This is a genomic window from Marinobacter sp. (assembly GCF_052094685.1).
Taxonomy (GTDB): domain Bacteria; phylum Pseudomonadota; class Gammaproteobacteria; order Pseudomonadales; family Oleiphilaceae; genus Marinobacter.
Genome location: NZ_JBQDKB010000043.1, coordinates 1 through 24,297, shown reverse-complemented (window position 1 = coordinate 24,297; position 24,297 = coordinate 1). Strand labels below are relative to the sequence as shown.

Here is a 24,297-nt window from a genome sequence, read left to right as displayed (position 1 = left end):
TCTGGCGCCTGTGTTAGCTCAGTTCCGGGGAGCATACTCCAGCACGTCAGAAAAGAATCCCTCAGTCGGCAACCCGACCTCCACCAGAGCGTCCATCAGAGTGTAAACCATCGTTGGCGAGCCACTGGCGTGCACTTCCACGTTCTTCCAGTCCATGCCTGAAGCAAGCACAGCGCGCACCAATTGATCGTGATGTCCGCTCCACTCGCTATCTTCATCATCACCCACCACGGGGTGAAAGGTGAACGCCGCCCAATCCTGCGCCCACTGTCGGGCCATGGATCTCAGGTACATATCTTCATGGCGACGCACGCCCCAGAACAGCTTTACCGGTTGAGCAAAGGAGGTACCGCGTAAATAATCCACCAGGCTTTTCATCTGAGCAAAGCCAGTACCCGCGGCAACCAACAACAACGGCTTTTTCGGAGCACAGGCAAGGCAAGCTTTGCCATGGGGCATTTCCAGACTGACAGTTTCACCAGATGTCAGCGCATCAATGACTTTTTGCGCGGATACCCATTCTGGAGTAGCTTGGATATGCAACTCAATGTTCTGCTCTTCCGGGCTACTGGCAATGGAGAAATAACAAGACTCGCCGTCGGGCAGATTGACCGACAGATACTGCCCCGCATGAAAAGACAGCTCTCGCCGCCGTGGCAACTGAAGCTCAACCCGATACACATCGTGGCTGATAGAACGCACATCCACGATGTTTGCCTGGAACTTTTTGGGCTGGTTGTTTCCTGCGGCCATAACGGCGGTCATCTCCAGTTCAATATCACCAAGGGCGTCGGTTCTGCATATCATCAACCGTACGCCGGGCGGAATTATCTGTTGGTTTCGGGTGTTCATGGCAGAGCCGCTAAGCAGCCGCGCCTCGCAAAGCTCGCATACGCCATTTTTGCATGCAGACGGAACGGCAATACCCGCGCTGCCAGCTGCACTGAGCAAATCTGTACCCGCGGCTACCGTGTAGCTTAGCCCAGAAGGGGAAAGATCTACCCGCCAAGGCTTGTTGTTCATATTAGTCGGGGCGAACGGGCGCAGTTTCAATCCCCAGAGTATCCCAGAGCTCGTCCACCCGCTGTTTTACGGCATCGGTCATGGCAATAGGCTCGCCCCACTCACGGGTTGTTTCACCCGGCCATTTGTTCGTTGCGTCCATTCCCATTTTGGAGCCCAGGCCAGACACAGGCGAAGCAAAGTCGAGATAGTCGATGGGCGTATTTTCTACCAGCATGGTATCGCGGGCAGGATCCATTCGGGTGGTAATGGCCCAGATCACATCCTCCCAATTACGAGCATCCACATCGTCATCCGTCACAATCACGAACTTGGTGTACATAAACTGCCGTAAAAACGACCATACACCCATCATTACCCGCTTGGCATGGCCAGGGTACTGCTTCTTCATAGTCACCACTGCAAGGCGATAAGAGCAGCCCTCCGGAGGCAAGTAGAAGTCCACAATCTCTGGGAACTGCTTCTGCAAGATGGGGATGAACACTTCGTTCAACGCCACGCCCAGAATAGCTGGCTCGTCGGGCGGCCTACCAGTATAGGTGCTGTGATAAATAGGGTCTTTGCGGTGGGTGATCCGCTCAACCGTGAACACCGGGAACTCGTCCACTTCGTTGTAGTAACCGGTGTGATCCCCAAACGGGCCTTCAGGCGCGTGATCGTCTGGGTAAATAAAGCCTTCCAGAACAATCTCGGCGCTGGCTGGAACCTGCAGATCACTGAGGCCCGCCTGCACCAGCTCGGTACGACTGCCCCGAAGCAAACCTGCAAACGCATATTCTGATAGCGAATCGGGCACTGGGGTTACGGCGCCGAGAATGGTGGCGGGATCTGCACCCAGAGCAACGGCTACTGGGTAAGGCTTGCCAGGATTCTCTTTCTGAAATTCCTGAAAATCCAACGCTCCGCCGCGATGGCTTAGCCAGCGCATGATCAACCGGTTACGGCCAATCACCTGTTGCCGATAAATTCCAAGGTTTTGCCGTTCTTTATGAGGCCCACGGGTAATCACCAGCGGCCAGGTAACCAGCGGCCCAGCATCACCGGGCCAGCAGTGTTGTACTGGAATCTGATAAAGGTCGACCTTATCTTTTTCGATGACCACATCTTGGCAGGGCGCAGAGCGGAGTACTTTCGGGCTCATGCGCATGACTTGCCGGAGCAGCGGCAGTTTTTCGATGGCGTCTTTAAAGCCCTTGGGGGGATCTGGCTCTTTGAGATAGGCCAGCAATTTTCCAACGTCCCGAAGCGCGGTTACGTTCTCCTGTCCCATGCCCAGCGCCACTCTTCTGGTGGTGCCAAAGAGGTTGGCAAGCACCGGCATGTCGTAGCCTTTAGGATTTTCAAACAACAACGCTGGCCCACCTGCTCGCAGCGTGCGGTCGCAGATTTCGGTCATTTCCAGATGGGGGTCTACTTCAACTGAGATGCGTTTCAGCTCGCCCAGCGCCTCCAACTGGTCAATGAAGTCCCGCAGGTCATTGTATTTCATGTTTGGCTCCGTTTCCGGTTAGCTTCTAATTCGGAGTTTTTCGCCTTTCAGACTTCTCACCCGGTGCCAGAACGCAATGAGGGCCTACTTTTCCAGACACGCCGTGAACCCATCCCTGGGGGCTTGGTCTTGCCATCCTTGGCAAGACACAGTCTGGGAAAGCAGGCCCTCACCGCGTTCACAATTCACCAGTCAACTCGAGGCCAAAACCCACCAAAGCTTAACTGTCATCCAATAAAGATGCGCACCTAACTCTTAGCGACGCTTCATTGACTGGAAGAATTCGTCGTTGGTCTTGGAGTCTTTCAGCTTATCAAGCAAGAACTCGATGGCGGCGGTATCGTCGTCCATAGAGTGCAGCAGCTTGCGCAGAATCCATACCCGCTGGATATCCGCTTCGCTCATCAGCAGGTCTTCACGGCGCGTGCCAGAACTGCGGATATTGATAGCCGGGTACACACGCTTCTCTGCGATCTTCCGATCCAGGTGAATTTCCATGTTACCTGTGCCCTTGAACTCCTCGTAGATCACTTCGTCCATTTTGGAGCCAGTGTTCACCAGAGCCGTCGCAAGAATTGTCAGGCTTCCGCCCTCTTCTACATTACGGGCTGCACCGAAGAAACGCTTGGGTTTTTCCAGGGCATGGGCGTCTACACCACCGGTCAATACTTTGCCTGAAGAAGGAATCACCGTGTTGTAGGCACGAGCCAATCGGGTGATGGAGTCCAGCAGAATAACTACGTCTTTTTTGTGCTCAACCAAACGCTTGGCTTTTTCGATCACCATTTCGGCTACTTGAACGTGACGCGCAGGTGGCTCATCAAAGGTAGAGGCAATCACTTCGCCGCGCACGGTGCGCTGCATTTCAGTCACTTCCTCCGGCCGCTCATCAATCAACAACACAATAATGTGGCATTCTGGATGATTGCGAGCGATGGACTGGGCAATACTCTGCATCAGCAGGGTTTTACCGGCCTTGGGTGGCGATACAATCAAACCACGCTGGCCTTTACCGATGGGCGCAACCAGATCCAACACGCGGGATGACAGATCCTCGGTGCTACCGTTACCAGTTTCCAGTTGCATACGCTCATCAGGAAACAGCGGCGTAAGGTTTTCAAACAGGATCTTATTGCGGGCGTTGTCCGGCTTGTCGAAGTTAATTTCAGCAACTTTCAACAGCGCAAAATAACGCTCACCGTCTTTGGGCGGGCGGATCTTGCCGGCAACGGTATCACCGGTACGCAAGTTAAAACGGCGAATCTGGCTAGGCGAGACGTAAATGTCGTCTGGCCCTGCTAGGTAGGAGGCGTCGGCAGAGCGGAGGAAGCCGAAACCGTCCTGCAGAATCTCCAGTACGCCATCGCCGTAAATGTCTTCGCCGCTTTTCGCATGCTTCTTCAGAATGGTGAAGATGACATCCTGCTTGCGTGAACGTGCCAGGTTATCGAGGCCCATCTCTTGCGCGATATCGAGCAATTCGGGCATGGAGTTCTGCTTGAGTTCGGTAAGATTCATAAGTTATTAGATTTTCAAGAATGGAAGTAAACGGACATTGGAATGACGGGGGTGCCCCTGAACATTTTTTTCAAATCGTTGTCGAAACAGATGCTGGCCGATGAAGCACAACCGGTGCGGATAAAATCCGGAATAAAAACTGAAGCCAGTAGAGTGGGAACAACCGTTCGTAGGGCAGGACTGATAATCTGCTACCTTGCCCGCCAATGTCAAGCGTATAGGCAAAATTAACACCGATATTGCGACCAAATGGTGGTCTCAAAAGCCTGGACGCCTCCCCCTGATGGGTTACTCCCTTCCATTTCTGGCGGCTCATGGGGATACTGACAGACAAACTTCTACGTGATTTTCGGAGCCCTCTTCATGAGCAGTGAACGCACAGGTGAACTCAAACCTCTCAGTATCGCGATTTTAACGATCTCCGACAGCCGCGGCCCCGAAGAAGATTCTTCAGGCCAGTTTCTTGAAGACAGTGTTATAGAAGCTGGGCACCAGCTGATTTCTCGACGCATCCTGCCGGATGATGTGTACTTGGTGCGCGCGGCCATGTCTTCTTGGATTGCAGAGCCAGATGTTCATGTGGTGATCATTACCGGCGGCACCGGCTTTCACGAGCGCGATAGCACACCAGAAGCCGTTGCTCCCTTGCTAGACAAGACCATCGAAGGCTTTGGCGAAGAGTTTCGGCGCCTTTCAGCTGCAGAAATCGGCACATCGACGATTCAGTCCAGGGCCTTCGGCGGCCTAGCCAACCATACGGCGATCTTCTGCCTGCCCGGCTCCACCGGAGCTTGCCGGACTGGCTGGCATGGCATTTTGAACACGCAACTCGACAGCCGGCACGGCCCGTGCAATTTCTCAGCCTTGGTTGGCCGCAAGCCGACGCGCGCGGTTGAGCGCCTTCAGCAGGTTATCGGCACACGCGCCGCTCGCTAATCCAGACTACGGAGAGAGACATCATGGCCGCTAATCTGACGCCGGTAGAAGAGGCAATTGCCCACTTATTGGGCAAAGCGCCGGTGATATCAGACACCCAGCTTTTGCCACTCACTGAAAGCCTTGGCCGGATACTGGCGCAGGACTATCAAGTTCCTGCGGATGTGCCACCAGCGGATAACAGTGCGGTAGATGGCTACGCTTTGCGCGCCAAGGATTACGCGCCGGGCCAGCCATTGGTTATCTCCGACCGAATTCCGGCCGGCTCGGCTCCGAGCCCACTCAAACCGGGCACGGCAGCCCGCATCTTTACCGGGTCGGAAGTACCTGTCGGCGCCGACACAGTAATTATGCAGGAGCGAGTTGAGGTTACGGATAACGGCATTCTGATTAGCGCCGAAGTAAAAACCGACCAAAACATCCGCCGACGCGGCCAGGATCTCGCTGAAGGAAGTTTAGCACTGGCAAAAGGCACGAAAATCCGAGCTCAGGAGATGGGTCTTCTGGCGTCTATGGGCGTAGCTGAGGTTGCGGTTTTTAAGAAGCTGCGGGTAGCGATTCTGTCCACCGGCGATGAATTGGTCGACCCAGGATCACCTTTGGAGCCAGGGCAAATATATAACACCAACCGCTTCACCCTACTCGGCTTATTGGCGGAGGCGGGGTGCGAAGTTGCTCTGTGCGAGACATTGCGTGATAAGCGTGACCTTACCCGAGAAACACTGAAACGTGCCGCAGCACAGGCCGATTTGGTCATCACCAGTGGCGGCGTTTCCGTGGGTGAGGAAGACCATGTGCGCGCTGTGCTGGAAGAGGCCGGCGAACTTTCGCTCTGGCGCATGGCGATCAAGCCCGGCAAGCCCTTGGCGTTCGGGTCGATCAAGGACACGCCGGTACTGGGCCTGCCCGGCAACCCGGCGGCTGTGCTGGTCACTTTCTTAGTCGTAGGCATGCCTTACATACGCACTTGCCAAGGCCGTTTGCAGGTTCACCCCGTGGGGCAGCAGTTGCCCGCGGCCTTTAACGTTACCTCGCCCTCTGTGCGCCGAGAGTTTGTCCGTGCGCGCACGGAATCTGTAAATGGCGAGCCCCAGGTCAGCGCCTATCTGAACCAGAGCTCTGGCGTGTTGAGCTCTGCCTGCTGGGCCGGCGGCTTGGCGGTGGTTCCAGAGCACTCCATGGTTGCGGAGGGCAGCTTGCTCACCTATTTTCCATTCACCGAGTTATTGAGCTGATATGACTAACCAGACCCTAACTGTCCGTTTTTTCGCCCGACTCCGTGAGGAACTGGATACAGAGCAACTCACGCTGCCGGCAGATACAGATCAAACAGCTGGTGACCTGCTTGCAGCACTGGCCAGCCGTGGCGGCCCTTGGGCACAATTGCAGGGCGACCAGCCGGTGATGATTGCGATTAACCAGGTAATGGCCAAGCCTGGCGCACCTGTAAAGCCTGGGGATGAAGTGGCTTTTTTCCCGCCGGTAACCGGGGGTTAAGATGATCAGCATCCAAACTGAAGATTTTGATACGGGTGCAGAGTATGCCGCGCTACGTGAAAGTGGTGCTGGCACGGGCGCGATTGCGACGTTCACGGGCCTGGTGCGGGACAGCGGCGATACTCAGTGTGTGTCTGGGTTGTTTTTGGAACATTATCCGGGAATGACAGAACAGGTAATTACGGGCCTTATTGAGGAGGCTACGCAGCGCTGGGATGTGCGTAAGGCTCGGGTGATTCACCGGGTTGGCAGGTTGCTGCTGCAGGAGCAAATTGTGTTTGTGGGTGTTTGTAGCGGCCACAGGGGTGATGCGTTTGCGGCTTGTGAGTTTATTATGGATGCTTTGAAGACGTCCGCGCCGTTCTGGAAGAAGGAACTTTCTGAGGACGGGGAGCACTGGGTGGAGCAGAAGGCTTCGGATGTTGCTCGAGGTAAGGCTTGGGGCGAGTAGTTTTAGCTTAGCTCAACAAATCTTCTGGTCTGTTTCTGTTTTTAAACGAGTCTGCGGCATCTAGGCAATTCAATGTTTTTGCACCCGCAATTTCAGCAAACACCATCACCCTACGATTATCGTTTCTTAGCTGATTTTCCAGCAGGCCTGCGAGTGAAACTGGGTAGATGCCATGCAACGGGTGAGCTCTGCCGTCGCACTGGGCGATAACGGGCAGATCTGGCTGTTCGCGCCAGGCTGTGAAAAGCCTTCGGAATAATTCTGGCTGTATACCGGGGGTATCGCAGGGGCATACCAGCACGGCATCAAAGCCGCGTTTTTGGGCTTCGGTTAGACCAGCCAGCAAGCCGGCCAAGGGGCCTTGGCCTTTGAATTCAACGGAGTCTTCCAGTACGTGGCCAAGTAGACGGTATTCTTCCAGGGAGCGATTAGCGCTGATGAGCAATGGCGATGAAATCGCCCTCAAAGCATCGGCTACCCAGTGGGCCATTGGCCGCTCACACCAGTGTATCAGGCCTTTGTCTTGGCCGTTCATACGGGTTCCGGCACCGCCGGCCAAGAGCAGGCTGCAGGCATTCTTGGGCTGTGCTTTGATCATTGCAGGTCTCAAGGCCGACGTTTGGCTGTTTAGAGCCTCCGATAATAAAAAACCGCCCAAGAGCTAGGCCCTGGGGCGGTTTTCAGGCAATCGGGATGCAATCAGAGATTGCTGTCCAGGAATGCCGCGAGCTGGGATTTGGACAGTGCGCCCACTTTGGTCGCGTCAACGTTGCCGTTTTTGAACAGCATTAACGTCGGGATACCGCGGATATTGAACTTAGGCGGTGTCTGCTCGTTTTCGTCGATGTTGAGCTTGCAGACTTTCAGTTTGCCATCGTATTCGTCAGCAATTTCTTCAAGTACGGGGGCAATCATTTTGCAAGGGCCGCACCACTCTGCCCAGTAATCTACCAGTACAGGTACGTCAGACTGAAGTACGTCTTGGTCGAAGGATGCATCCGTTACGTTTACGATATTTCCGCTCATTTCATTTTCCTGATTCATGCACCACAACAGGCTTTCGGGCTTTGAGCCCATGCCTGCATGCACGTGCAGTTGACTGTTGCTAGAGGTTGCCGTTGTTCGGGAGGCAACCCTTCACTCTCATCACATTAGCGCCTACTTTACGCGATTGATCCCGCGTATGTGAAGCAGTAGATCCACCAGCTTGAATCCTCGATCTTCTGACCCCAGTCAATTCAACCGGTTTTGGACGGTACTCAAACCCGACCACTTACTGACAGGTCTGGGGATTATCGCTTATAGTACGCGCACGTTCATGCCATAGGATTCTAACCACTGTGACGGCCACCTCTTCCGCCGAAAATGCTTCCCATCCACCGGATATGCTGGCAGCGATTGATATGGGCTCAAACAGCTTCCATATGGTTGCAGCCCGGCTTGTGCACGGCGAAATCCGCACCATGGAAAAAATGGGCGAAAAGGTGCAGCTAGGCGACGGCCTTGATTCGGAGAACTACCTAACCGAGGAAGCTCAAGAGCGCGGACTGGATTGTTTGCGTCGGTTTGCCCAAAGGCTTAACGGCACGCCGCCAGAAGGTGTTCAAATAGTAGGCACCAACGCGCTTCGAATGGCACGCAATGCCGATCAATTCATAGCACGCGCCGAGGAAGTTCTGGGCTATCCGGTTGAAATTATTGCCGGTATAGAAGAAGCCCGACTGATCTATCTGGGCGTCTCCCACACTCTGTCAGACGACGCTGGGCGGCGTTTGGTGATTGATATAGGTGGTGGCAGCACAGAACTGATTATCGGCGAGCGGTTTGAGCCACAGGAGCTCGAAAGCCTGCATATGGGCTGCGTGTCTTTCCGGAACCGGTACTTTGCAGATGGCCGAATTACCCGAAAGCAGATGGACAACGCCATTATGCATGCAGAACAGGAGTTGCTGAGTATTCGCCGCCGTTTCCGCGCGGTGGGCTGGCAGAGTTCCGTGGGCGCATCTGGCTCAATTAAAGCCATCAGCCAGGTGCTGGCAACCCTCAAGATAACCGATGGCACAATTACTTGGAGTGCCATGGACGAGCTGCGCCGGCGACTGGTGGATATGGGTAGTGTAGAAAAACTGGGAGAGCTGGGGTTGCGCCCGGATCGCCAGAATATCTTTCCTGCTGGCTTCGCGATTCTTATGGGGGCTTTTCAGTCTCTAAATATTCAGGAAATGACCTTTACCGACGGTGCTCTCAGGGAAGGCCTGTTGTATGGCATTGCCGGCCGGATCCAACATGAGGATGTGCGGGAGCGCAGTATTTCGGCGCTACTAGAGAGGTATCACGTAGAGCAGAGCCACGGAGCCGCGGTGGAAGCCACCGCAATTGCCGCGTGGGAGCAGATTGCTGCCCCTTGGGGGCTGGATACGGCTGCCGATGAAGAAGTGCTGCGCTGGGCTTGCCAACTGCACGAGATTGGCCTTGCCATATCCCACAGCCAGTACCACAAACACGGCGCCTACCTGCTTCGCTATTCCGACATGGCAGGCTTCACTCAGCAGGCTCAGCGTGAGCTGGCTATTCTGGTGCGTGGCCATCGGCGCAAATTTTCCGCGTCCATTTTCGAGGGAACCGACCCAACCGACCTGAGCCGCCTGCGCCACCTCTGTATTCTGGTTCGCCTTGCCGTGTTAATCCAGCATTCCCGCAACCTGGAACCACCACCGGCCTTCACGCTGGAGCCACGGGAAAACGGCCTTTTAATGACCTTTCCCGAAGCCTGGTTCGACGAGCGCCCGCTGACATTTGCAGATCTTAAGAACGAGCAAGACTATCTTGCCAAACAGGACTTTGTGCTTGAGCTCGCGGGCGGCTGACTAGATCGTCAGCTCCGCCTCCATCGTTTCTACCGTTTCACTGACATCCAGCCACTCTGCCTCGGTGTCTTCAAGCTGGCCCTTGGCCTCTGCCTGTTTGCCCATCAACTCTTTCAGCCGGCTTTTCGATCCATCACTATACAATCCTGGGTCGGCAAGCTCAGACTCCAGGCTGGTCAGAGTTTCATGCAAGGACTCCATCTGCTTTTCCAAAGCTGTTTGCCGCTTCCTGAATGGGCTCAATTTCTGCCTGAGTGCCGCTTCCGCCCGCTTGCGTGCTTTCCGGTCTTCTGCGCTTTCTCCAACATCTGATTCTGAAACCGTAGCACCGCCTTCGGAATTCATTGCACCCACTGACTGGCGCTTTGGCGCCTCGGAATCGTCCTTGCGACGATCCGCCAGCCAGCGCTCGTAATCTTCAAGATCGCCCTGGTATTCGGCAACACGGCCATCATTCACCAACCAGAACTCATCCACAGTGTTGCGCAGCAGGTGCCTGTCGTGGGAGACCACCACTATGGCGCCTTCAAAGTTTTGCAAAGCCATGGTCAGCGCCTGGCGCATTTCCAGATCAAGGTGGTTGGTCGGCTCATCCAACAGAAGCAGGTTGGGCTTCTGCCAAGCTATCACGGCCAAAGCAACACGCGCCTTTTCACCGCCGGAGAAAGTGCGAATGGGGCTTAACGCCTCATCGCCATGGAAATCAAACCCGCCCAAAAAATTCCGGACGCTTTGCTCCGAAGCTCTTGGTGACAACCGCTGCAGGTGCAAAAAGGGGCTGGCAGCAAGATCCAAAGATTCCAACTGATGCTGAGCAAAATAACCAATGGCCAGATTCTCACCGCAAGTCCGTTCACCCGAGATCAGCGTGCTTGTCGCACCTTGCTCACCCTGCCCCAATAACGCATCCATCAAAGTGGATTTACCCGCCCCGTTTGGCCCCAAAAGGCCAATACGACTGCCCGGCAGAAGGCTTAAATTGATGCCTTCGAGAATGACGGTTTCGCCGTGTCCTGCCCGGCCATGACGAATAGACAACAGCGGGCTAGACACTTTATCGGCAACCGGGAACTCGAAACTAAACGGCGAATCTATGTGTGCCGGTGCAATTTTCTCCATCCGCTCCAGGGATTTCACCCGGCTTTGTGCCTGACGGGCCTTGGTGGCTTGCGCCTTGAAGCGATCAATAAAGCGCTGGATCTCCGCGATTCTTGCCTGCTGACGCTCGAAGCCGGCCTGCTGTTGTGCGAGCCGCTCACTACGTTGACTCTCAAACGCAGAATAATTGCCTGTGTATAGCTCCAGCTTGCGGCGATCAAAATGAACCACATGGGTGGCCACCCGATCCATAAAATCCCGGTCGTGAGATATAAACAGCAGGGTACCTTCGTACCGACGCAACCAGTTTTCTAACCACAGGCAGGCGTCGAGATCCAAGTGGTTGGTTGGTTCATCCAATAACAAAAGATCGGAAGGCCGCATCAACGCCTGGGCAAGGTTCAGCCGGATACGCCAACCGCCTGAAAATGCCGACACGGGCCGGTCGGCATCTCCATCTTGAAACCCCAACCCTCGCAACAGCGACTCAGCGCGCCTGGCCGCAGACCAGGCTTCGTGCACATCCAGTTCACCGTGAATGTGGGCCACGGCGTTGTCGTCACCCCGAGCTTCGGCCTGCTGCAGCTCTCCCTCAAGCCGGCGCAAATCAAGATCGCCATCAAGCACAAAATCTCTGGCACTTCGGCTGGTCGCCGCAACTTCTTGGGCCATCTGAGCTATGCGACAGCCGCCAGGGAGTGACGCGCTACCCTGCTCAGGCGACAATTCGCCCAGTAGCAGCTGGAACAAACTGGATTTACCCGCACCATTAGCACCAACAATCGCTACACGCTGCCCCGATTGCACCGTCAGAGAGACGGAATCTAGTAACCAGATGCCTCCCCGTTGTAAACTAAGATCTGTTATCGTTAACATGTTGTCATATAATCAACGTAGAATTGTCAGGGACGGTTCAGCGCCAATGTCGCTAAACTCGAAAATAGCTCCAGATTTATCTTTAAAAACCATGGAGTTGCCGGATAATCTGGAACCGGACAATCCGCTTTGGCAGTTTGCACTGACATTCTGGCGGCACCTGCCGGTGCAGAAATCTTGCCTCGCCCTTCAAAATAAGGGCTGGAGCGTAACACGAATTTTATGTGCTGGATGGCTCGCACTGAACGGCAGGACATACACTGGAATCGAAGACGCTACCGTAACAGAGTGGCGCGATCGTGTAACCGGAGGCTTGCGTGCCATTCGCACGTCTGTGCCAAAAGCGCAGACCTCATATAATGCTCTGCGTACAAGCCTGGCCAGCCTTGAGCTGGAGGCAGAGCGCATTGAACTGGCTTTAGCTTGGCGAAGTTTAACAGCGCCTAACTCGGAACAGAGCACAATGGACGAACGTGACAAACTGATCCGACTCAATCTCGCTGCTGCAGCACCGGTACCTGGCTCCACCGTGGGCACCAGGCAGCTTCTCAGCATTCTGGGCGATCATCTCCTCGCCCTTCAACAGGGATACTCACAGCCATGATGATTAAATGGCTCGTCCGCCTCTCATTTCCAGCTCTAGGCCTTCTGTTGCTGCTGATGTTTTTTGGCCTGAACGATCCGGAACAGGTTTCTGAACCGGTTGCCGAGGAAACTCAGCCTGAAATACCTGCCTTTGAAGGCCTGGTGCCTTCTCCGATTCCAACGGATGGACCGGACATTGTTTTCAAATGGCAGGACACCGACGGTAACTGGCATTACGCCGACCAGCCACCTGAACAGGGTCGCTGGAACACGCTGGCCATTGAAAGAACCGACAAAAGCAGGTCATCCACCAGAGCAGGCGCCCCAGAAAACGACTGGCAGTCGCCTTACAATGCGCCATTTTCCCTTAGCCCAAGCCCCGCAAGCAACGGAAGCTGACGGTCGCTTTGTGGCTGAAACGCGAAATCTGTAGCGCCTTAACAGATGTTCAGTGGAATCTGCGCCCTGAACCCGTTACCTTTTCCCCTCTGACAAACCCAATACATGGGCTATTGCTCATTTTGTACTGACCCAAAAGGACGTCGTAATGAAAAAAACGCTGTTTGCACTGGCGATGACTGGCATAGTTGCCGGCTGCTCGACCCCATCAAAGGCCCCTACAGATCCAAAGCTGGATTCCACTGACCAGAAGGTCAGCTATGGCATGGGCCTGGTATTGGGCGAGCGGATGAACAACGACTTACCGAACCTGCAGATGGATCAATTTCTTCAAGGCATTCAGCATGGCCATGCTGGCGATGAAGAAACCAAGCGCATGAACCGCGAGGAAATCCAAGCAGCTCTGATGGAATACCAGAAGTCACTGCAGGAAAAGCAAGGCAAACAGGTAGAAGAGCTGGCCCAGAAGAACGTGGAAGCCGGAGAAGCCTTCCTTGCTGAGAATGCGGAACGCGACGGTGTTAAGACCACCGATTCTGGCCTTCAATACGAAGTGCTGGAAGAAGGCAAAGGCAAGCAGCCAGCATCAACCGATACCGTACAGGTGCATTACACAGGCGAGTTGCTTTCTGGTGAGGTTTTTGACAGCTCCCGCGAACGGGGCGAGCCAGTATCTTTCGGCCTGAACCAGGTTATTCCAGGCTGGACGGAAGGCCTGCAACTGATGAGTGAAGGCGCCCGATACAAGCTGTACATTCCGTCGGATCTGGCTTACGGCCCAGGCGGAAACCGCGCCATCGGCCCGAATGAAACTCTGGTTTTTGATGTAGAGCTACTGGCTATCAACCCAGACGACAACGCTGACACTGCCGAATAATTTCGGTCATATCAGCCACTTCGGCCCGTCTGAAGTGATAAAAAAAGCCTCAGCTAGCGTATACCGCTGCTGAGGCTTTTTGTATATGCTGACCAAGCTTGAATAAGATCAGACGGGAGCTACTTTATCCCCATGCACGTTGTGGAGATGCTCAATTAGAAAATCTTCCAACTCGAAACGACTTTCCAGACTTTCACCAAGGTGTGAAAGCTCTTCGAACAGCGCTTTTACATCCTGCTCAGAAAGCGCCTTGTTATCCAATTGATCATTGAAGTTGAGAGCCACTTCTGTGGTCTTCTGAATACGCGGGTATACTTTGGCCGCCAACTCCAGCCCGCCGTCATTGAATTCCCGAGCTTCACTGACTAGCTGCTCGTATATTTCGAAATGACCAGTAGACACGTAATCCACCAGAACCTCACAAAACTGTACAAACTTCTGCTTCAGGGAACCTGTTTGGGAGAAATCATTTTCCCCGGATAAATCGCAGTAATGAACCAGAAGTTCCTGACGCCCCTTGAGCCAACGATCGATGAGCTCGCTAACACCACCCCAGCGCTCCCTTGCATTTCGGCAATTTTCCAACATGACGCCTGCTCTCCGCTTAATAATCCGGCCATTCAGCCCTGATGCTGATATTTGTTACGTCCGAATCAACTTACCCCATGCTCGCTGCCAGTCGCAACCGTTTCAGTCAGCTATCCTGTCTTTTGCTTTTCCATGGTGAAAAAGCATGACAAAACCTGTAAGCACCAACAAGGCAAAAAAGACAGCGGTCCAGCCTGGAATGCTCAGCCCAAGGAACCGCCAGACAACTTCAGCACAGTCTCCGGTGCCTCTAAGCGCCGTAGTGAGCACTTCTGCCAAAGGCAGAACATCAAGCATATATTCCACCGAGGGGCCGCATGCAGGCACCTGATCTGCCGGTAAGCTCTGCAACCACAACTGTCGCCCTGCCGTGCCCAAGCCGGCACCGGCCGTTGCCACTAGCAACAACCCGTAGACACGCACGCCAAACTGCCCAGGCCCATGCAAAGCGGCTACAAAACTCACCAGCCCCACGCCCATAAAGCCGAAACGTTGAAGCCAGCACAAAGGGCAAGGCTCCAGCCCCATCACGTGCTCCATGTAATAGGCCACGCCCAACAACCCGGCGCAAACAACAAAAATACAGGCAAAGATTGCTCGTGCTTTCACAAAGTTTCCTCAGTTTTCCACAAATGCGCTGCCGGGCCTGCTATTCTCGGTTTATCCGGCGGAAACGCTGCTGATTTTGTCACTAAACCCTAAACCATGACTAACTGCAAGCTTATGACACCTCAGCCAAAGTTCTTTTTATTCAGTCTCTTCCTGCTGTTTTCACTGCCCCCTGCCGCGTGGGCAGAAGAGGCCGCCCAAGCTGAAGAGGAAAGCTCGAAAGAGCCAGGAATCACTGATTATATTTCCATGGAACCCTCGTTTGTAACCCACGTTGGTAGCCCCGGCGGTAAGCTGACCTACTTGAAAGCAGCAGTCAGCCTCCGGGCCTCGCAGCAAACCACGCGGCCAGCGGTGGAAGCTCACATGCCAAGGTTGCGCCACGAACTCGTCATGCTGTTTGGCGAACAAACGGATACCGATAAGCTGACCACAATGGACGGTCAGCAGGCGTTGCGTAATGAGGCAAAACTAAGAATAAACGGAGTACTGGAAGAGCAGCAAACCGGCGAAGCTATTACCGGCGTGCTGTTTACCGAATTCGTCGTGCAAAAATAGTGCAGAAGTAGATCAAAACCAGAGTAGAAGGCTTCAGGCGATCTGGGAAAACAAATCGTCACCCATGGCACGCTGTTCCTGGATAATCTCACCTGCATCATCCCAGCCGGCCTCCCAGGCCGCCACCACGACTTCACCGCGATAAGGGCAGCGGGTTTTATCCATGCCCATGGAAGCAGCCATATAGCCTTGGCGATAGGCTTTTTTCAGCGCCTCCACGTCCCAGCCGAGCTTCATATCCCTTGCCATGCCACTTCTCCCTTTGACTGATGCATTTGAAGTTAGCACCAGCGTCAGAAAGTGACAAACTTTTGTTCGGCTTCTGTGAAACAGGCCCGCCAGCAATGCGAACTGGCAGAGACAGCGCAAACCAGACGCAGTACCAGCGTCCCCTCAGGAGCGCAGGTACTGCTCAAGAAAATCACTGAAACCCACGGTGTCTGAGGCTTCTATTCGCTTCTGCTCCGCCAGAGAATCTTTGCTCGCAGCGATGAACGCAGCCTGTTCACTGGCTTCCAAGCCTTCTTCGCGGAGTGCATTCTGATGCTTGAGCGCCATTTCCATACCCCAATCACGATGCCCAAGCCCAGAAGTTTGCATGGCATCGATAACCCGCGCTGACGGCACCTGGCTATCACCAGATAGAACGCCTTGCTGGGCTGACAATGCCTTGCGATAAACATCACTACCATTCCAGCCGTCCAGTATGTCTGCCAGGGGCTCAAGCCGGTCCAGAAGCACCTTAGCAGCCTCACCGATAGGCGTACGCTCACCCCCTCGGCAAAGGGTAAGCTCGCGGTTCCGCCCTTTGGCGACAACGTCCTTAAAATTGTCGTCCAGCATCTCGCATTCGTCATCGTCAATTCGCGGCGATTCTGACAACAAGCAGTCAAGCAGAAACAGGTCCAGAAAATCGACCTGTGCCTCACTAACACCTACGGCCGAGAATGGGTCGAGATCCAGGCAGCGCACCTCAACATACTCTACGCCGCGAGTTTCAAGGGCCTGAATAGGCTTCTCGCCACTTCGGGCGGTGCGCTTAGGTCGCACTGCACTGTAGTACTCGTTCTCAATTTGCAGCACGCTGGTGTTGATCTGGATAAACTTACCGTCACGCTGGGTACCCACCGCTTCATAGGCTGGCCAATTGGTGTGGATGGCTCTATCCAGAGTCTGGGTATAGGTGCTGAGTTTGTTGAAGCAAATGTTCAACGAAGACTGAGCATTGTTGTGATAGCCCAGATCGCCCATGCGAAGCGAAGTGGCGTGCTTACCAAACCAACTACCATCATCAAAACGGCCAAGATCGTGGCGTACGCCATCAACAAAGCTGGCATCCAGCGCTGGGGAAGCGCCGAACAACAGCATTAGCAACCAACTTCTGCGTCGGAAATTGCGGATCAACCAGAAATACTGCTCGGATTTGAAATCCTTCATGCTTTGCTGATCGCCGAGCATGCTCTGCCATTTTTCCCAGAAGCTGTCGGGCAACGAGAGGTTATAGTGAGTGCCGGCAATGCTTTGCATCATGCGGCCGTAGCGCACCGCAAGTCCCTGTCGGTACACATGTTTTAGCCGACCGGTATTAGACGAGCCATACTCCGCAATGGGAATGCTGGCGTCGCCATTCAACTCACAGGGCATACTGGCCGCCCAGAAAACCTCATCACCCAAATTCTGCTGAACGAAACGATGGGTATTGCGCAGGGATTCCAGCAACTCGGGAGTGCTGCTGCACACTGGCGTAATCAGCTCAAGCAGGGATTCGGAGTAATCTGTTGTAATAGACGGATGAGTGAGCGCAGAGCCCAAGACCTCCGGGTGCGGCGTCTGTGCGATGAACCCGTTGCGGTCAACGCGCAAACCTTCCTTTTCTACCCCTTTCAGAAATCCGTTCCAGTCGCTAGCCGCGAACTGGCGGAACACAGAATGGCGGGACTCGGCCATGATTGACTCCTGCTGCAACCGGCTTTGCCCTCTGAGCGAGTGCCGGCTGGTGGAAATAGTTAAAAACGCTTAACGCTTATCTTTACGAGCCGACGCGAGCGCCTGAGCTAGCGCCCCTGCCATCGCCCCCTGCCCTGACTCTTTGCTCTGGCCTCGAGGCGAGGGTTTACCTGAAGCCTGGCCCCCGCGATTACTCGCATTGTGCCCACTCGCTGGGCGCCCAGAAGCGGGGCGCTTTGAATCCGCTTTTTCACCCGGTTGGTCATCCATACGCATAGTCAACGCAATCCGTTTACGAGGGATGTCCACTTCCATCACTTTAACCTTCACGATATCCCCGGCTTTGACCACTTCGCGAGGATCTTTAACGAAGGTATGCGACAACGCAGAGATATGTACCAGCCCGTCTTGGTGAACGCCGATATCTACAAACGCGCCAAAATTGGTCACGTTGGTAACGGAGCCTTCCAATACCATACCTGGCTCAAGATCACCTAACGTCTCCACGCCTTCCTCAAAGCTCGCAAAGCGGAACTCCGGGCGCGGATCCCGGCCGGGCTTCTCAAGCTCAGAGAGAATATCTTTGATCGTTGGCACACCGAACTGATCTGTTACGTAATCTTGGGGATTCAGACCACGCAAAAAAGCGGCGTCACCGACAATACCTTCCACTTTCCGGCTGCTCTTGGCTGCAATGGCTTCTACCACACCGTAGGCTTCCGGGTGCACCGATGACCTATCCAGCGGATTCGTGGCGCTGGCAATGCGCAAAAAGCCGGCCGCTTGTTCAAATGTTCGAGCACCCAGCCGAGCAACTTTCAACAGCTGTTTACGGCTTTGGAACATGCCATTCTGGTTGCGGTACTCAATGATGTTCTGCGCGATGGTTTGGTTCAGACCAGACACCCTTGATAACAGTGGCGCGGAGGCGGTATTCAGATCAACACCCACACCGTTTACACAGTCCTCAACCACGGCATCCAAACTGCGAGAAAGCTGAACCTGGGATACATCATGCTGGTATTGGCCAACGCCAATGGATTTTGGCTCAAGCTTAACCAGCTCAGCCAAGGGATCTTGCAGCCGGCGGGCAATGGAGACTGCACCACGAATGGTCACATCCAGATCGGGCAATTCTTTGGAGGCAAACTCAGAGGCGGAGTAGATTGAAGCTCCAGACTCGCTCACAATAATGCGCGCCAGCTTTAGCTCGGGATAACGTTTGCTGAGCTCCCCTACCAGTTTTTCTGTCTCACGAGAGGCAGTGCCGTTGCCGATCGCAACCAGCTCAATGCGATATTCACGGCACCAAACTGCCAGCTGCTCAATCGAACGATCCCATTGCTTCTGAGGCGCGTGAGGGAAAATAGTGCCGTGGCCGGCAACCTGGCCGGTGTCATCAATAATGGCCACTTTTACACCCGTGCGCAGGCCAGGATCCAGCCCCAAAGTTGCCCGGGGGCCGGCAGGCGCTAGCAACAGCAGGTCTTTCAGGTTGGCAGCAAATACGTTGATGGCTTCAGTTTCAGCGGCTTCACGCACCTGAGACATAAGATCTGTCTCGATCTGAGTCGAGAGTTTCACCCTCCAAGTCCAGCGCACCACCTCTGACAACCACTTGTCGGCCGCGCGATCGTTATCGCGAATGCGCCAGCGGGCAGCAATACGCTGCTCGGCAGGATGCGGCTGGCGGCGGTCAGCGTCTGCATCCCCCACAACCAAGGCATAAGAGAGAACACCTTCGTTGCGGCCTCGCAGAATGGCCAGCGCCCGGTGTGAAGGCACTTTCTTCAATGGCTCTACATGATCAAAGTAATCCCGGAATTTAGCGCCTTCGTTCTCTTTGCCTTCGATCACAGAAACTTTTAACTGCCCTTGTTGCCAGATAAAATCTCGAAGCTCGCCCAGCAGTTCTGCATCTTCAGCAAAACGCTCCATCAAGATATAACGAGCGCCGTCGAGTGCAGCTTTGGTGTCGGCAACGCCGGCATCGCCATTGATATAGGTTTCGGCCGTGGCTTCTGGCTCTAGAGTCGGGTCGCCATACAGCGCGTCGGCCAGGGGCTCCAGGCCCGCTTCCCGGGCAATCTGGGCTTTGGTTCGGCGCTTGGGCTTGTAGGGGAGGTAAAGATCTTCCAGGCGGTTCTTGGTCTGTGCATCCTGAATGCTGGCGCGTAATTCGTCGCTCAGCTTGCCCTGCTCCTCAATGCTTTTGAGGATGGTACCGCGACGGTCTTCCAGTTCTCTAAGATAACGCAGGCGCTCTTCTAACGTACGCAGCTGGCTGTCATCCAGAGAGCCTGTGACCTCTTTACGGTAACGGGCAATAAACGGAACGGTGGAACCTTCGTCCAGCAGGGCGACGGTGGCATTTACCTGTTGCTCGCGTACGCCGAGTTCATCTGCGATGCGCCTGGAGATACTGTTCATGCAACCTCTGTCTTATACGTGTCTGATAAAGCAGCAAAGGTACAGCGGCTTACAGTTGCAGGCAAGCGGACTGGCCACGCTTGTTCAGGAATTGCACAAGGTCGGCCCAAGGCATGGGGCGAGCATAATAGTAGCCTTGGATTTCATCACAGTGTTGCTGTCGCAGGAATTCCAGCTGGCTTTCGGTCTCGACCCCTTCGGCCACCACACTAATCTGGAGGCTGTGAGCCAGGCTAATAATCGCCCGAATAATGTGCTCTGCACCCGCAGATTCACCTAGAGCCTGTACAAACGATTTGTCGATTTTCACCAACGAAATAGGCAAGTCCTGCAAATGACTAAGAGAAGAAAAACCCGTACCAAAATCATCAAGCGCAAAACTGATACCCAACTGATTCAGCTCACGCAAACACCGCTTGGCATACTCGGGGTCATGCATCATGGCGCTTTCTGTAAGCTCCAGCTCTAGCAGGCTGGTGTCGACATTGGCGTTGAAGATAATGCGGAAAATGGTTTCCGTCATCTTGCGGTCGTGGAACTGTCGAAATGATAGATTAACCGCAAATACCAACCCGGGAAACCCAAGCTCAGCCGACTCTTTCAAGCGCTTACAAGCCTGCTCTATTACCCAATAACCAATAGGCACAATTAAACCACTGCGCTCCGCAACAGGGATAAACTCGTCCGGTCCGACCAGGCCTCGCTTCGGATGATTCCAGCGCAAAAGGCACTCCACGCCTCGCACGTCATCGCTGGCCAGATCAATTCTTGGCTGATAATACAGCTCTAGCTCGTCACCCCTGAGTGCATTGCGCAGGTCGGCCTCCAACCTAAGCTGGTAGCCGGCGGAAATATGCAGCTGGCGATCGTAAAAACGATAGCTGGTGCCCGGGTCTCGCTTAGCCTCAAACATCGCCCGATTAGCCCGTCGCATTAGGTTTTCGGGGCTATCTCCGGCTTCGGGGTAAGTAGCCACACCCAGGCTTGCACTGACAACCACGCTCTGGCCATCGATGGATATGGGTTCATCCAGCGCCCCAACAACCTTTCGTATAATTTGGGTGATATCCAGCGAGTCTTCAATTTTTTCAACAATAATCGCCAGCTCATCACCGCCGATGCGCATCAACGAATCCACTCGCCGCAACCCGTGCCGAACCTGTGAGGCTAATTTGATCATCAGTTGATCGCTTTTCTGGTAGCCAAAGGACTCGTTGATGCTGCGAAAGTCATCGATATTCAGGTGTAACAGTGCCAGCCGGTAGCTACCTCGTTGGGCTCTGAGCAGGGCTTGCTGCAGGCGGTCGAAGAATAGATCCCGGTTAATAAAGCCGCTTGCCACCCCGCGGCCTAGCTGAGTATGGGCAGAGTTCGCCAACTGCTCCCGATACCAGAGAAACTTCACTGCTCGGCGAAGGCTCCAGCGATCAAGTTCTTGGCGGCTCAAGTAATCTGCCGCGCCACTGGCCAGCAACTCCTGCGCTCGATCACGGGAAGCTTCAGCGCTCAAGGCCAGAACGGGGCGACCTTCACTGGCAACAGCCAAATACTGCAAAAACGCGGTTTCTGACCCACTATGAAACACGCAATCCCAGACAATAACGTCGAAAGTCGCGTTGCGAATAAGATCGTCACAATCCACCAAATCCGGACACCAGGTTGAATCTGGGCTGGTTTCCGGGTCATTCGCCAGCAGTGCCGTGAGCCAGAGAAAATCCGCGTAATCCGGTGTTAGAACCAGAAGGCGAAGCTGGTCGTGTCCGACAGTTTCCAGTGGCAAGGTCATTAAACGTGAATCCATGGGTGCGTGAGCAACAAATCTGTTCTCTTAAAAGGATAGCTGATAGATCGACAAGGTACAGAAAGTCTGGCTGGTGTAGACTATTGTCTTTCCGGAAAACTCCCGTCTCAACCCATTCTGGCAGTGTATTTGTGAGCAAACTCAACCCGCGACAAAATGAAGCAGTCCGCTACACCGATGGCCCGCTACTGGTGCTCGCGGGTGCAGGCAGCGGCAAGACCAGCGTAATCACCCGAAAAATAGCCTATCTCATTGAGCACGTTGGTATTCCGGGGCGGCATATTGCGGCCGTTACGTTCACCAACAAGGCTGCCCGCGAGATGAAGGAACGGGTGAGCAAGATTGTAGACCGCAAGCTAACCCGCGGGCTGATTGTTTCCACTTTCCACAACCTTGGGCTGAACATCATCCGGGAGGAGCATACCCATCTGGGCTACCACCCCGGTTTCTCAATATTTGACGCAGAAGACGCCAAGGCCCTGTTACGGGATCTGATGCTTCGAGAGGCCAGCGCCGACGCCGGCGATGAACTCAACGATGTGCAGATGACCATCTCATCGTGGAAGAATGCCATGCGCGGGCCTGCCGAAGCATACAGCAAAGCCGCAGACGAGCGGGAGCAACGCATTGCCATCGTGTACAAGTATTATAGCGAGTACTTGAAAGCCTACAATGCAGTGGATTTTGACGATCTGATTTTACTGCCGGTTCAATTGTATCGCGACAACCCCGACGTGCTCACAAAATGGCGGAGAAAAATCCGCTACATGCTGGTGGATGAGTACCAGGACACCAACCTGTGCCAGTATGAACTGGTACGAATGCTGGTCGCCGAACGTGCTGCGTTTACGGTAGTTGGCGATGACGACCAGTCGATATACGCCTGGCGGGGCGCTCGGCCAGAAAATCTGGTGCAGCTAAAGGAAGACTTTCCGAGTCTTAAAATCGTGAAGCTGGAGCAGAACTACCGCTCCACGTCCCGCATTCTGCGCAGCGCCAACACAGTTATTGCAAACAACCCCCACGTGTTCGAAAAAGCCCTGTGGAGTGATCGCACCACTGGCGACGAGATCCGCATTGTCCGGTGCCGCAACGAAGATGCGGAAACTGAGAGGGTGGCCACAGAGATCCTTGACCAGAAACTAAAGCAGGGGCTGGGGTTTCGGGATTTTGCCGTACTTTACCGGGGCAACCACCAGGCCCGTCTGCTGGAAATGAAACTGCAGGCGTACCAAATCCCCTACCACATCTCCGGTGGCCAGTCGTTTTTCTCGAAGAACGAGATCAAAGACGCCATGTCCTATCTGCGCCTGCTAATTAACCCGGGTGACGATGCCGCATTTTTGCGGGTGGTGAACGTGCCACGGCGAGAAATTGGCCCGCGCACTCTTGAACAGCTCAGCCACTACGCCCGCGCGCGCAACGTCAGCCTATTTAAATCGCTGAGTGATATGGGTGCGGAAACCCACGTTACTGAGAAAGGCCTGGACCGGCTAAGGCGCTTTGCCCATTGGGTGGATGCCACCTGTGAGCGCCTACATGGCGAGGATCCTGTGCCGGTTATCAAACAGCTGTTCACCGACATTGAGTATGAAGAGTGGCTGCACCAGCATTCCGGTACGCCGAAGCAGGCTGAACGGCGTATGCAAAACATTTGGTATCTGGTGGAGTCCATTCAGCGGATGCTGGAAGACGGCAAGGGTACTGCAGATGAGCTGGGCATAGAAGACGCCATCACCAAGCTGATACTGCGGGACATGATGGAGCAACGGGAAGAGGAAGACGACAGTGACAAGGTGCAGCTGCTAACACTGCATGCGTCCAAGGGCTTGGAGTTCCCGCATGTGTTTATTCTTGGGCTGGAAGAAGAGATCCTTCCCCACCGCTCCAGTATTGAAGAAGGTAATATCGAAGAAGAAAGGCGGCTGATGTATGTGGGAATCACCCGCGCCAAAGAAACGCTAACCCTGACCTATGCCGCCCAGCGCAGGCAGTATGGCGAAAAAATTGAAACCATTCCCAGTCGGTTCCTGGATGAGCTTCCAGAAGACGATATACGTTGGGAGGGCACGGGAGATCTTGACGTTGAAGCCAATCAGAAAAAGGGCAAGGCTACACTGAGCGCATTGCTTGGTGACTTAGGGCTGTAAAAGCTGCTTTAAACGCAAAAACCCCGCAAGCGCGGGGTTTTTGTCGACAAGTACGGTACGCTACTTGCTCTCAGCCACTATGTGTTCCAACGCAGCTTCAATTTCCTCATCCGAGCAGTTAGCACACCCGCCTTTAGCCGGCATGGCGTTAAAGCCATTAATCGCGTGATTGATTAGAGTGTCCATGCCTTGGTCGATACGCGGCGCCCAAGCACCGGCATCACCAATTACCGGTGCGCCTGCTGCGCCCGTGGTGTGACATGCCATGCATACGGAGTCGTACACTTCGCTGCCAGAGCGAGGGCCAGAGCTGGCCGTTTCTGAGGCTGCAGCCGCTTCACCACACTCATCACCCTGCAGGCACACTTCACCTACCGGCTGGATACGTGCGCGGATTTCATCTTCAACACTTGCCATAGCGGCACCGGCAGTAATGCCAAAACCGAGCAATACGACAGCCAGGACTCTCTTCATCTTCACAATGCACCTCGCATTTGAGCGTTATAATCTTTGGTTGCCGCATTATAGCGACTGAACTCCGGCAAAAAAACCGAATAGCAAAATCATAAATTGATTTCCACCATTTTTATTGCCATTT

Annotated in this window: 23 protein-coding genes; 10 read left to right on the top strand and 13 right to left on the bottom strand. The window is 54.3% G+C overall.

Annotated elements, in window-relative coordinates:
• Positions 1 to 18: 18 nt before the first annotated feature.
• The 3 genes from ACTH3S_RS10295 to rho form a co-directional block, all read right to left on the bottom strand.
• Positions 19 to 1,023 (bottom strand): FAD-binding oxidoreductase, encoded by a 1,005-nt coding sequence (locus ACTH3S_RS10295; RefSeq protein ID WP_441808926.1) that lies wholly within the window; start codon positions 1,021 to 1,023, stop codon positions 19 to 21.
• 1 nt (position 1,024) lies between these two features.
• Positions 1,025 to 2,512: a 4-hydroxy-3-polyprenylbenzoate decarboxylase gene (gene ubiD / locus ACTH3S_RS10290; protein ID WP_441808919.1), complete on the bottom strand. Its 1,488-nt coding sequence runs from the start codon at positions 2,510 to 2,512 to the stop codon at positions 1,025 to 1,027.
• Between the two features lie 255 nt (positions 2,513 to 2,767).
• Complete coding sequence (gene rho, locus ACTH3S_RS10285; protein WP_441808918.1) at positions 2,768 to 4,030, bottom strand: transcription termination factor Rho; 1,263 nt, start codon at positions 4,028 to 4,030, stop codon at positions 2,768 to 2,770.
• A gap of 363 nt (positions 4,031 to 4,393) precedes the next feature.
• Between rho and moaB the strand changes: the two genes are divergently transcribed.
• Genes moaB through ACTH3S_RS10265 form a run of 4 tightly spaced genes read left to right on the top strand, consistent with a single transcriptional unit; the run spans position 4,394 to position 6,914 of the window.
• Entirely contained in the window at positions 4,394 to 4,966 is a 573-nt protein-coding gene (moaB, locus tag ACTH3S_RS10280) for a molybdenum cofactor biosynthesis protein B (protein ID WP_441808917.1), read from the top strand.
• Positions 4,967 to 4,986: 20 nt separating this feature from the next.
• Entirely contained in the window at positions 4,987 to 6,201 is a 1,215-nt protein-coding gene (locus ACTH3S_RS10275; RefSeq protein WP_441808925.1) for a molybdopterin molybdotransferase MoeA, read from the top strand.
• Position 6,202: 1 nt separating this feature from the next.
• Positions 6,203 to 6,463, top strand: a complete 261-nt coding sequence (gene moaD / locus ACTH3S_RS10270; RefSeq protein ID WP_441808916.1) for a molybdopterin converting factor subunit 1 — start codon at positions 6,203 to 6,205, stop codon at positions 6,461 to 6,463.
• A 1-nt stretch (position 6,464) separates the two neighbouring features.
• Positions 6,465 to 6,914 (top strand): molybdenum cofactor biosynthesis protein MoaE, encoded by a 450-nt coding sequence (locus ACTH3S_RS10265; protein WP_441808915.1) that lies wholly within the window; start codon positions 6,465 to 6,467, stop codon positions 6,912 to 6,914.
• A 7-nt stretch (positions 6,915 to 6,921) separates the two neighbouring features.
• Here the strand turns inward: ACTH3S_RS10265 and mobA are convergent, their stop codons facing one another.
• Positions 6,922 to 7,512: a molybdenum cofactor guanylyltransferase MobA gene (gene mobA, locus ACTH3S_RS10260; RefSeq protein WP_441808914.1), complete on the bottom strand. Its 591-nt coding sequence runs from the start codon at positions 7,510 to 7,512 to the stop codon at positions 6,922 to 6,924.
• A 101-nt stretch (positions 7,513 to 7,613) separates the two neighbouring features.
• Positions 7,614 to 7,940: a thioredoxin TrxA gene (gene trxA / locus ACTH3S_RS10255; RefSeq protein ID WP_096783801.1), complete on the bottom strand. Its 327-nt coding sequence runs from the start codon at positions 7,938 to 7,940 to the stop codon at positions 7,614 to 7,616.
• 314 nt (positions 7,941 to 8,254) lie between these two features.
• Between trxA and ppx the strand changes: the two genes are divergently transcribed.
• Entirely contained in the window at positions 8,255 to 9,781 is a 1,527-nt protein-coding gene (gene ppx, locus ACTH3S_RS10250) for an exopolyphosphatase (protein WP_441808913.1), read from the top strand.
• Here the strand turns inward: ppx and ACTH3S_RS10245 are convergent, their stop codons facing one another.
• Positions 9,782 to 11,755: an ATP-binding cassette domain-containing protein gene (locus ACTH3S_RS10245; protein ID WP_441808912.1), complete on the bottom strand. Its 1,974-nt coding sequence runs from the start codon at positions 11,753 to 11,755 to the stop codon at positions 9,782 to 9,784.
• A 46-nt stretch (positions 11,756 to 11,801) separates the two neighbouring features.
• Between ACTH3S_RS10245 and ACTH3S_RS10240 the strand changes: the two genes are divergently transcribed.
• The 3 genes from ACTH3S_RS10240 (at position 11,802) to ACTH3S_RS10230 (ending at position 13,616) form a co-directional block, all read left to right on the top strand.
• Positions 11,802 to 12,359 (top strand): TIGR02444 family protein, encoded by a 558-nt coding sequence (locus ACTH3S_RS10240; protein WP_441808911.1) that lies wholly within the window; start codon positions 11,802 to 11,804, stop codon positions 12,357 to 12,359.
• Entirely contained in the window at positions 12,356 to 12,739 is a 384-nt protein-coding gene (locus ACTH3S_RS10235) for a DUF4124 domain-containing protein (RefSeq protein WP_441808910.1), read from the top strand. Before ACTH3S_RS10240 ends, ACTH3S_RS10235 begins: the two co-directional genes overlap by 4 nt.
• Positions 12,740 to 12,887: 148 nt before the next feature.
• Entirely contained in the window at positions 12,888 to 13,616 is a 729-nt protein-coding gene (locus ACTH3S_RS10230) for an FKBP-type peptidyl-prolyl cis-trans isomerase (RefSeq protein WP_441808909.1), read from the top strand.
• Positions 13,617 to 13,724: 108 nt separating this feature from the next.
• Here ACTH3S_RS10230 and rsd read toward each other — a convergent pair whose 3' ends face one another.
• Entirely contained in the window at positions 13,725 to 14,204 is a 480-nt protein-coding gene (gene rsd, locus ACTH3S_RS10225; RefSeq protein WP_441808908.1) for a sigma D regulator, read from the bottom strand.
• 102 nt (positions 14,205 to 14,306) lie between these two features.
• A complete protein-coding gene (locus ACTH3S_RS10220; RefSeq protein ID WP_441808907.1) occupies positions 14,307 to 14,813 on the bottom strand; it encodes a disulfide bond formation protein B in 507 nt (168 codons plus the stop codon).
• A 114-nt stretch (positions 14,814 to 14,927) separates the two neighbouring features.
• Here ACTH3S_RS10220 and ACTH3S_RS10215 point away from each other — a divergent pair, with 114 nt between their 5' ends.
• Entirely contained in the window at positions 14,928 to 15,371 is a 444-nt protein-coding gene (locus tag ACTH3S_RS10215) for a flagellar basal body-associated FliL family protein (protein ID WP_441808906.1), read from the top strand.
• A gap of 33 nt (positions 15,372 to 15,404) precedes the next feature.
• Here the strand turns inward: ACTH3S_RS10215 and rmf are convergent, their stop codons facing one another.
• The 4 genes from rmf to ACTH3S_RS10195 all read right to left on the bottom strand — a co-directional run bounded on the left by rmf (position 15,405) and on the right by ACTH3S_RS10195 (position 21,534).
• Positions 15,405 to 15,620: a ribosome modulation factor gene (rmf, locus tag ACTH3S_RS10210; RefSeq protein ID WP_441808905.1), complete on the bottom strand. Its 216-nt coding sequence runs from the start codon at positions 15,618 to 15,620 to the stop codon at positions 15,405 to 15,407.
• Positions 15,621 to 15,764: 144 nt separating this feature from the next.
• A complete protein-coding gene (gshA, locus tag ACTH3S_RS10205; RefSeq protein ID WP_441808904.1) occupies positions 15,765 to 17,318 on the bottom strand; it encodes a glutamate--cysteine ligase in 1,554 nt (517 codons plus the stop codon).
• Positions 17,319 to 17,387: 69 nt separating this feature from the next.
• On the bottom strand, positions 17,388 to 19,748 hold the full coding sequence (locus ACTH3S_RS10200) for a Tex family protein (protein WP_441808903.1): 2,361 nt from the start codon (positions 19,746 to 19,748) through the stop codon (positions 17,388 to 17,390).
• Positions 19,749 to 19,797: 49 nt separating this feature from the next.
• Positions 19,798 to 21,534: an EAL domain-containing protein gene (locus tag ACTH3S_RS10195; RefSeq protein ID WP_441808902.1), complete on the bottom strand. Its 1,737-nt coding sequence runs from the start codon at positions 21,532 to 21,534 to the stop codon at positions 19,798 to 19,800.
• Between the two features lie 146 nt (positions 21,535 to 21,680).
• Between ACTH3S_RS10195 and rep the strand changes: the two genes are divergently transcribed.
• Complete coding sequence (gene rep / locus ACTH3S_RS10190) at positions 21,681 to 23,699, top strand: DNA helicase Rep (RefSeq protein WP_441808901.1); 2,019 nt, start codon at positions 21,681 to 21,683, stop codon at positions 23,697 to 23,699.
• 60 nt (positions 23,700 to 23,759) lie between these two features.
• On the opposite strand, the gene ACTH3S_RS10185 is transcribed toward rep, so the two are convergent.
• Positions 23,760 to 24,173, bottom strand: coding sequence for a c-type cytochrome (locus ACTH3S_RS10185; protein WP_441808900.1), 414 nt, complete (start codon positions 24,171 to 24,173; stop codon positions 23,760 to 23,762).
• Positions 24,174 to 24,297 lie beyond the last annotated feature (124 nt).

Bases quoted from the DNA above. Each gene is read 5' to 3' on its own strand.
- ACTH3S_RS10295 (WP_441808926.1), bottom strand. From the start codon at position 1,023: ATGAACAACAAGCCTTGGCGGGTAGATCTTTCCCCTTCTGGGCTAAGC.
- ACTH3S_RS10195 (WP_441808902.1), bottom strand. From the start codon at position 21,534: ATGACCTTGCCACTGGAAACTGTCGGACACGACCAGCTTCGCCTTCTG.
- ubiD (WP_441808919.1), bottom strand. From the start codon at position 2,512: ATGAAATACAATGACCTGCGGGACTTCATTGACCAGTTGGAGGCGCTG.
- ACTH3S_RS10200 (WP_441808903.1), bottom strand. From the start codon at position 19,748: ATGAACAGTATCTCCAGGCGCATCGCAGATGAACTCGGCGTACGCGAG.
- ACTH3S_RS10240 (WP_441808911.1), top strand. From the start codon at position 11,802: ATGTCGCTAAACTCGAAAATAGCTCCAGATTTATCTTTAAAAACCATG.
- rmf (WP_441808905.1), bottom strand. From the start codon at position 15,620: ATGGCAAGGGATATGAAGCTCGGCTGGGACGTGGAGGCGCTGAAAAAA.
- rsd (WP_441808908.1), bottom strand. From the start codon at position 14,204: ATGTTGGAAAATTGCCGAAATGCAAGGGAGCGCTGGGGTGGTGTTAGC.
- ACTH3S_RS10230 (WP_441808909.1), top strand. From the start codon at position 12,888: ATGAAAAAAACGCTGTTTGCACTGGCGATGACTGGCATAGTTGCCGGC.
- ACTH3S_RS10215 (WP_441808906.1), top strand. From the start codon at position 14,928: ATGACACCTCAGCCAAAGTTCTTTTTATTCAGTCTCTTCCTGCTGTTT.
- trxA (WP_096783801.1), bottom strand. From the start codon at position 7,940: ATGAGCGGAAATATCGTAAACGTAACGGATGCATCCTTCGACCAAGAC.
- rho (WP_441808918.1), bottom strand. From the start codon at position 4,030: ATGAATCTTACCGAACTCAAGCAGAACTCCATGCCCGAATTGCTCGAT.
- ACTH3S_RS10185 (WP_441808900.1), bottom strand. From the start codon at position 24,173: ATGAAGAGAGTCCTGGCTGTCGTATTGCTCGGTTTTGGCATTACTGCC.
- mobA (WP_441808914.1), bottom strand. From the start codon at position 7,512: ATGATCAAAGCACAGCCCAAGAATGCCTGCAGCCTGCTCTTGGCCGGC.
- moaB (WP_441808917.1), top strand. From the start codon at position 4,394: ATGAGCAGTGAACGCACAGGTGAACTCAAACCTCTCAGTATCGCGATT.
- ACTH3S_RS10235 (WP_441808910.1), top strand. From the start codon at position 12,356: ATGATGATTAAATGGCTCGTCCGCCTCTCATTTCCAGCTCTAGGCCTT.
- ACTH3S_RS10245 (WP_441808912.1), bottom strand. From the start codon at position 11,755: ATGTTAACGATAACAGATCTTAGTTTACAACGGGGAGGCATCTGGTTA.
- gshA (WP_441808904.1), bottom strand. From the start codon at position 17,318: ATGGCCGAGTCCCGCCATTCTGTGTTCCGCCAGTTCGCGGCTAGCGAC.
- moaD (WP_441808916.1), top strand. From the start codon at position 6,203: ATGACTAACCAGACCCTAACTGTCCGTTTTTTCGCCCGACTCCGTGAG.
- ACTH3S_RS10265 (WP_441808915.1), top strand. From the start codon at position 6,465: ATGATCAGCATCCAAACTGAAGATTTTGATACGGGTGCAGAGTATGCC.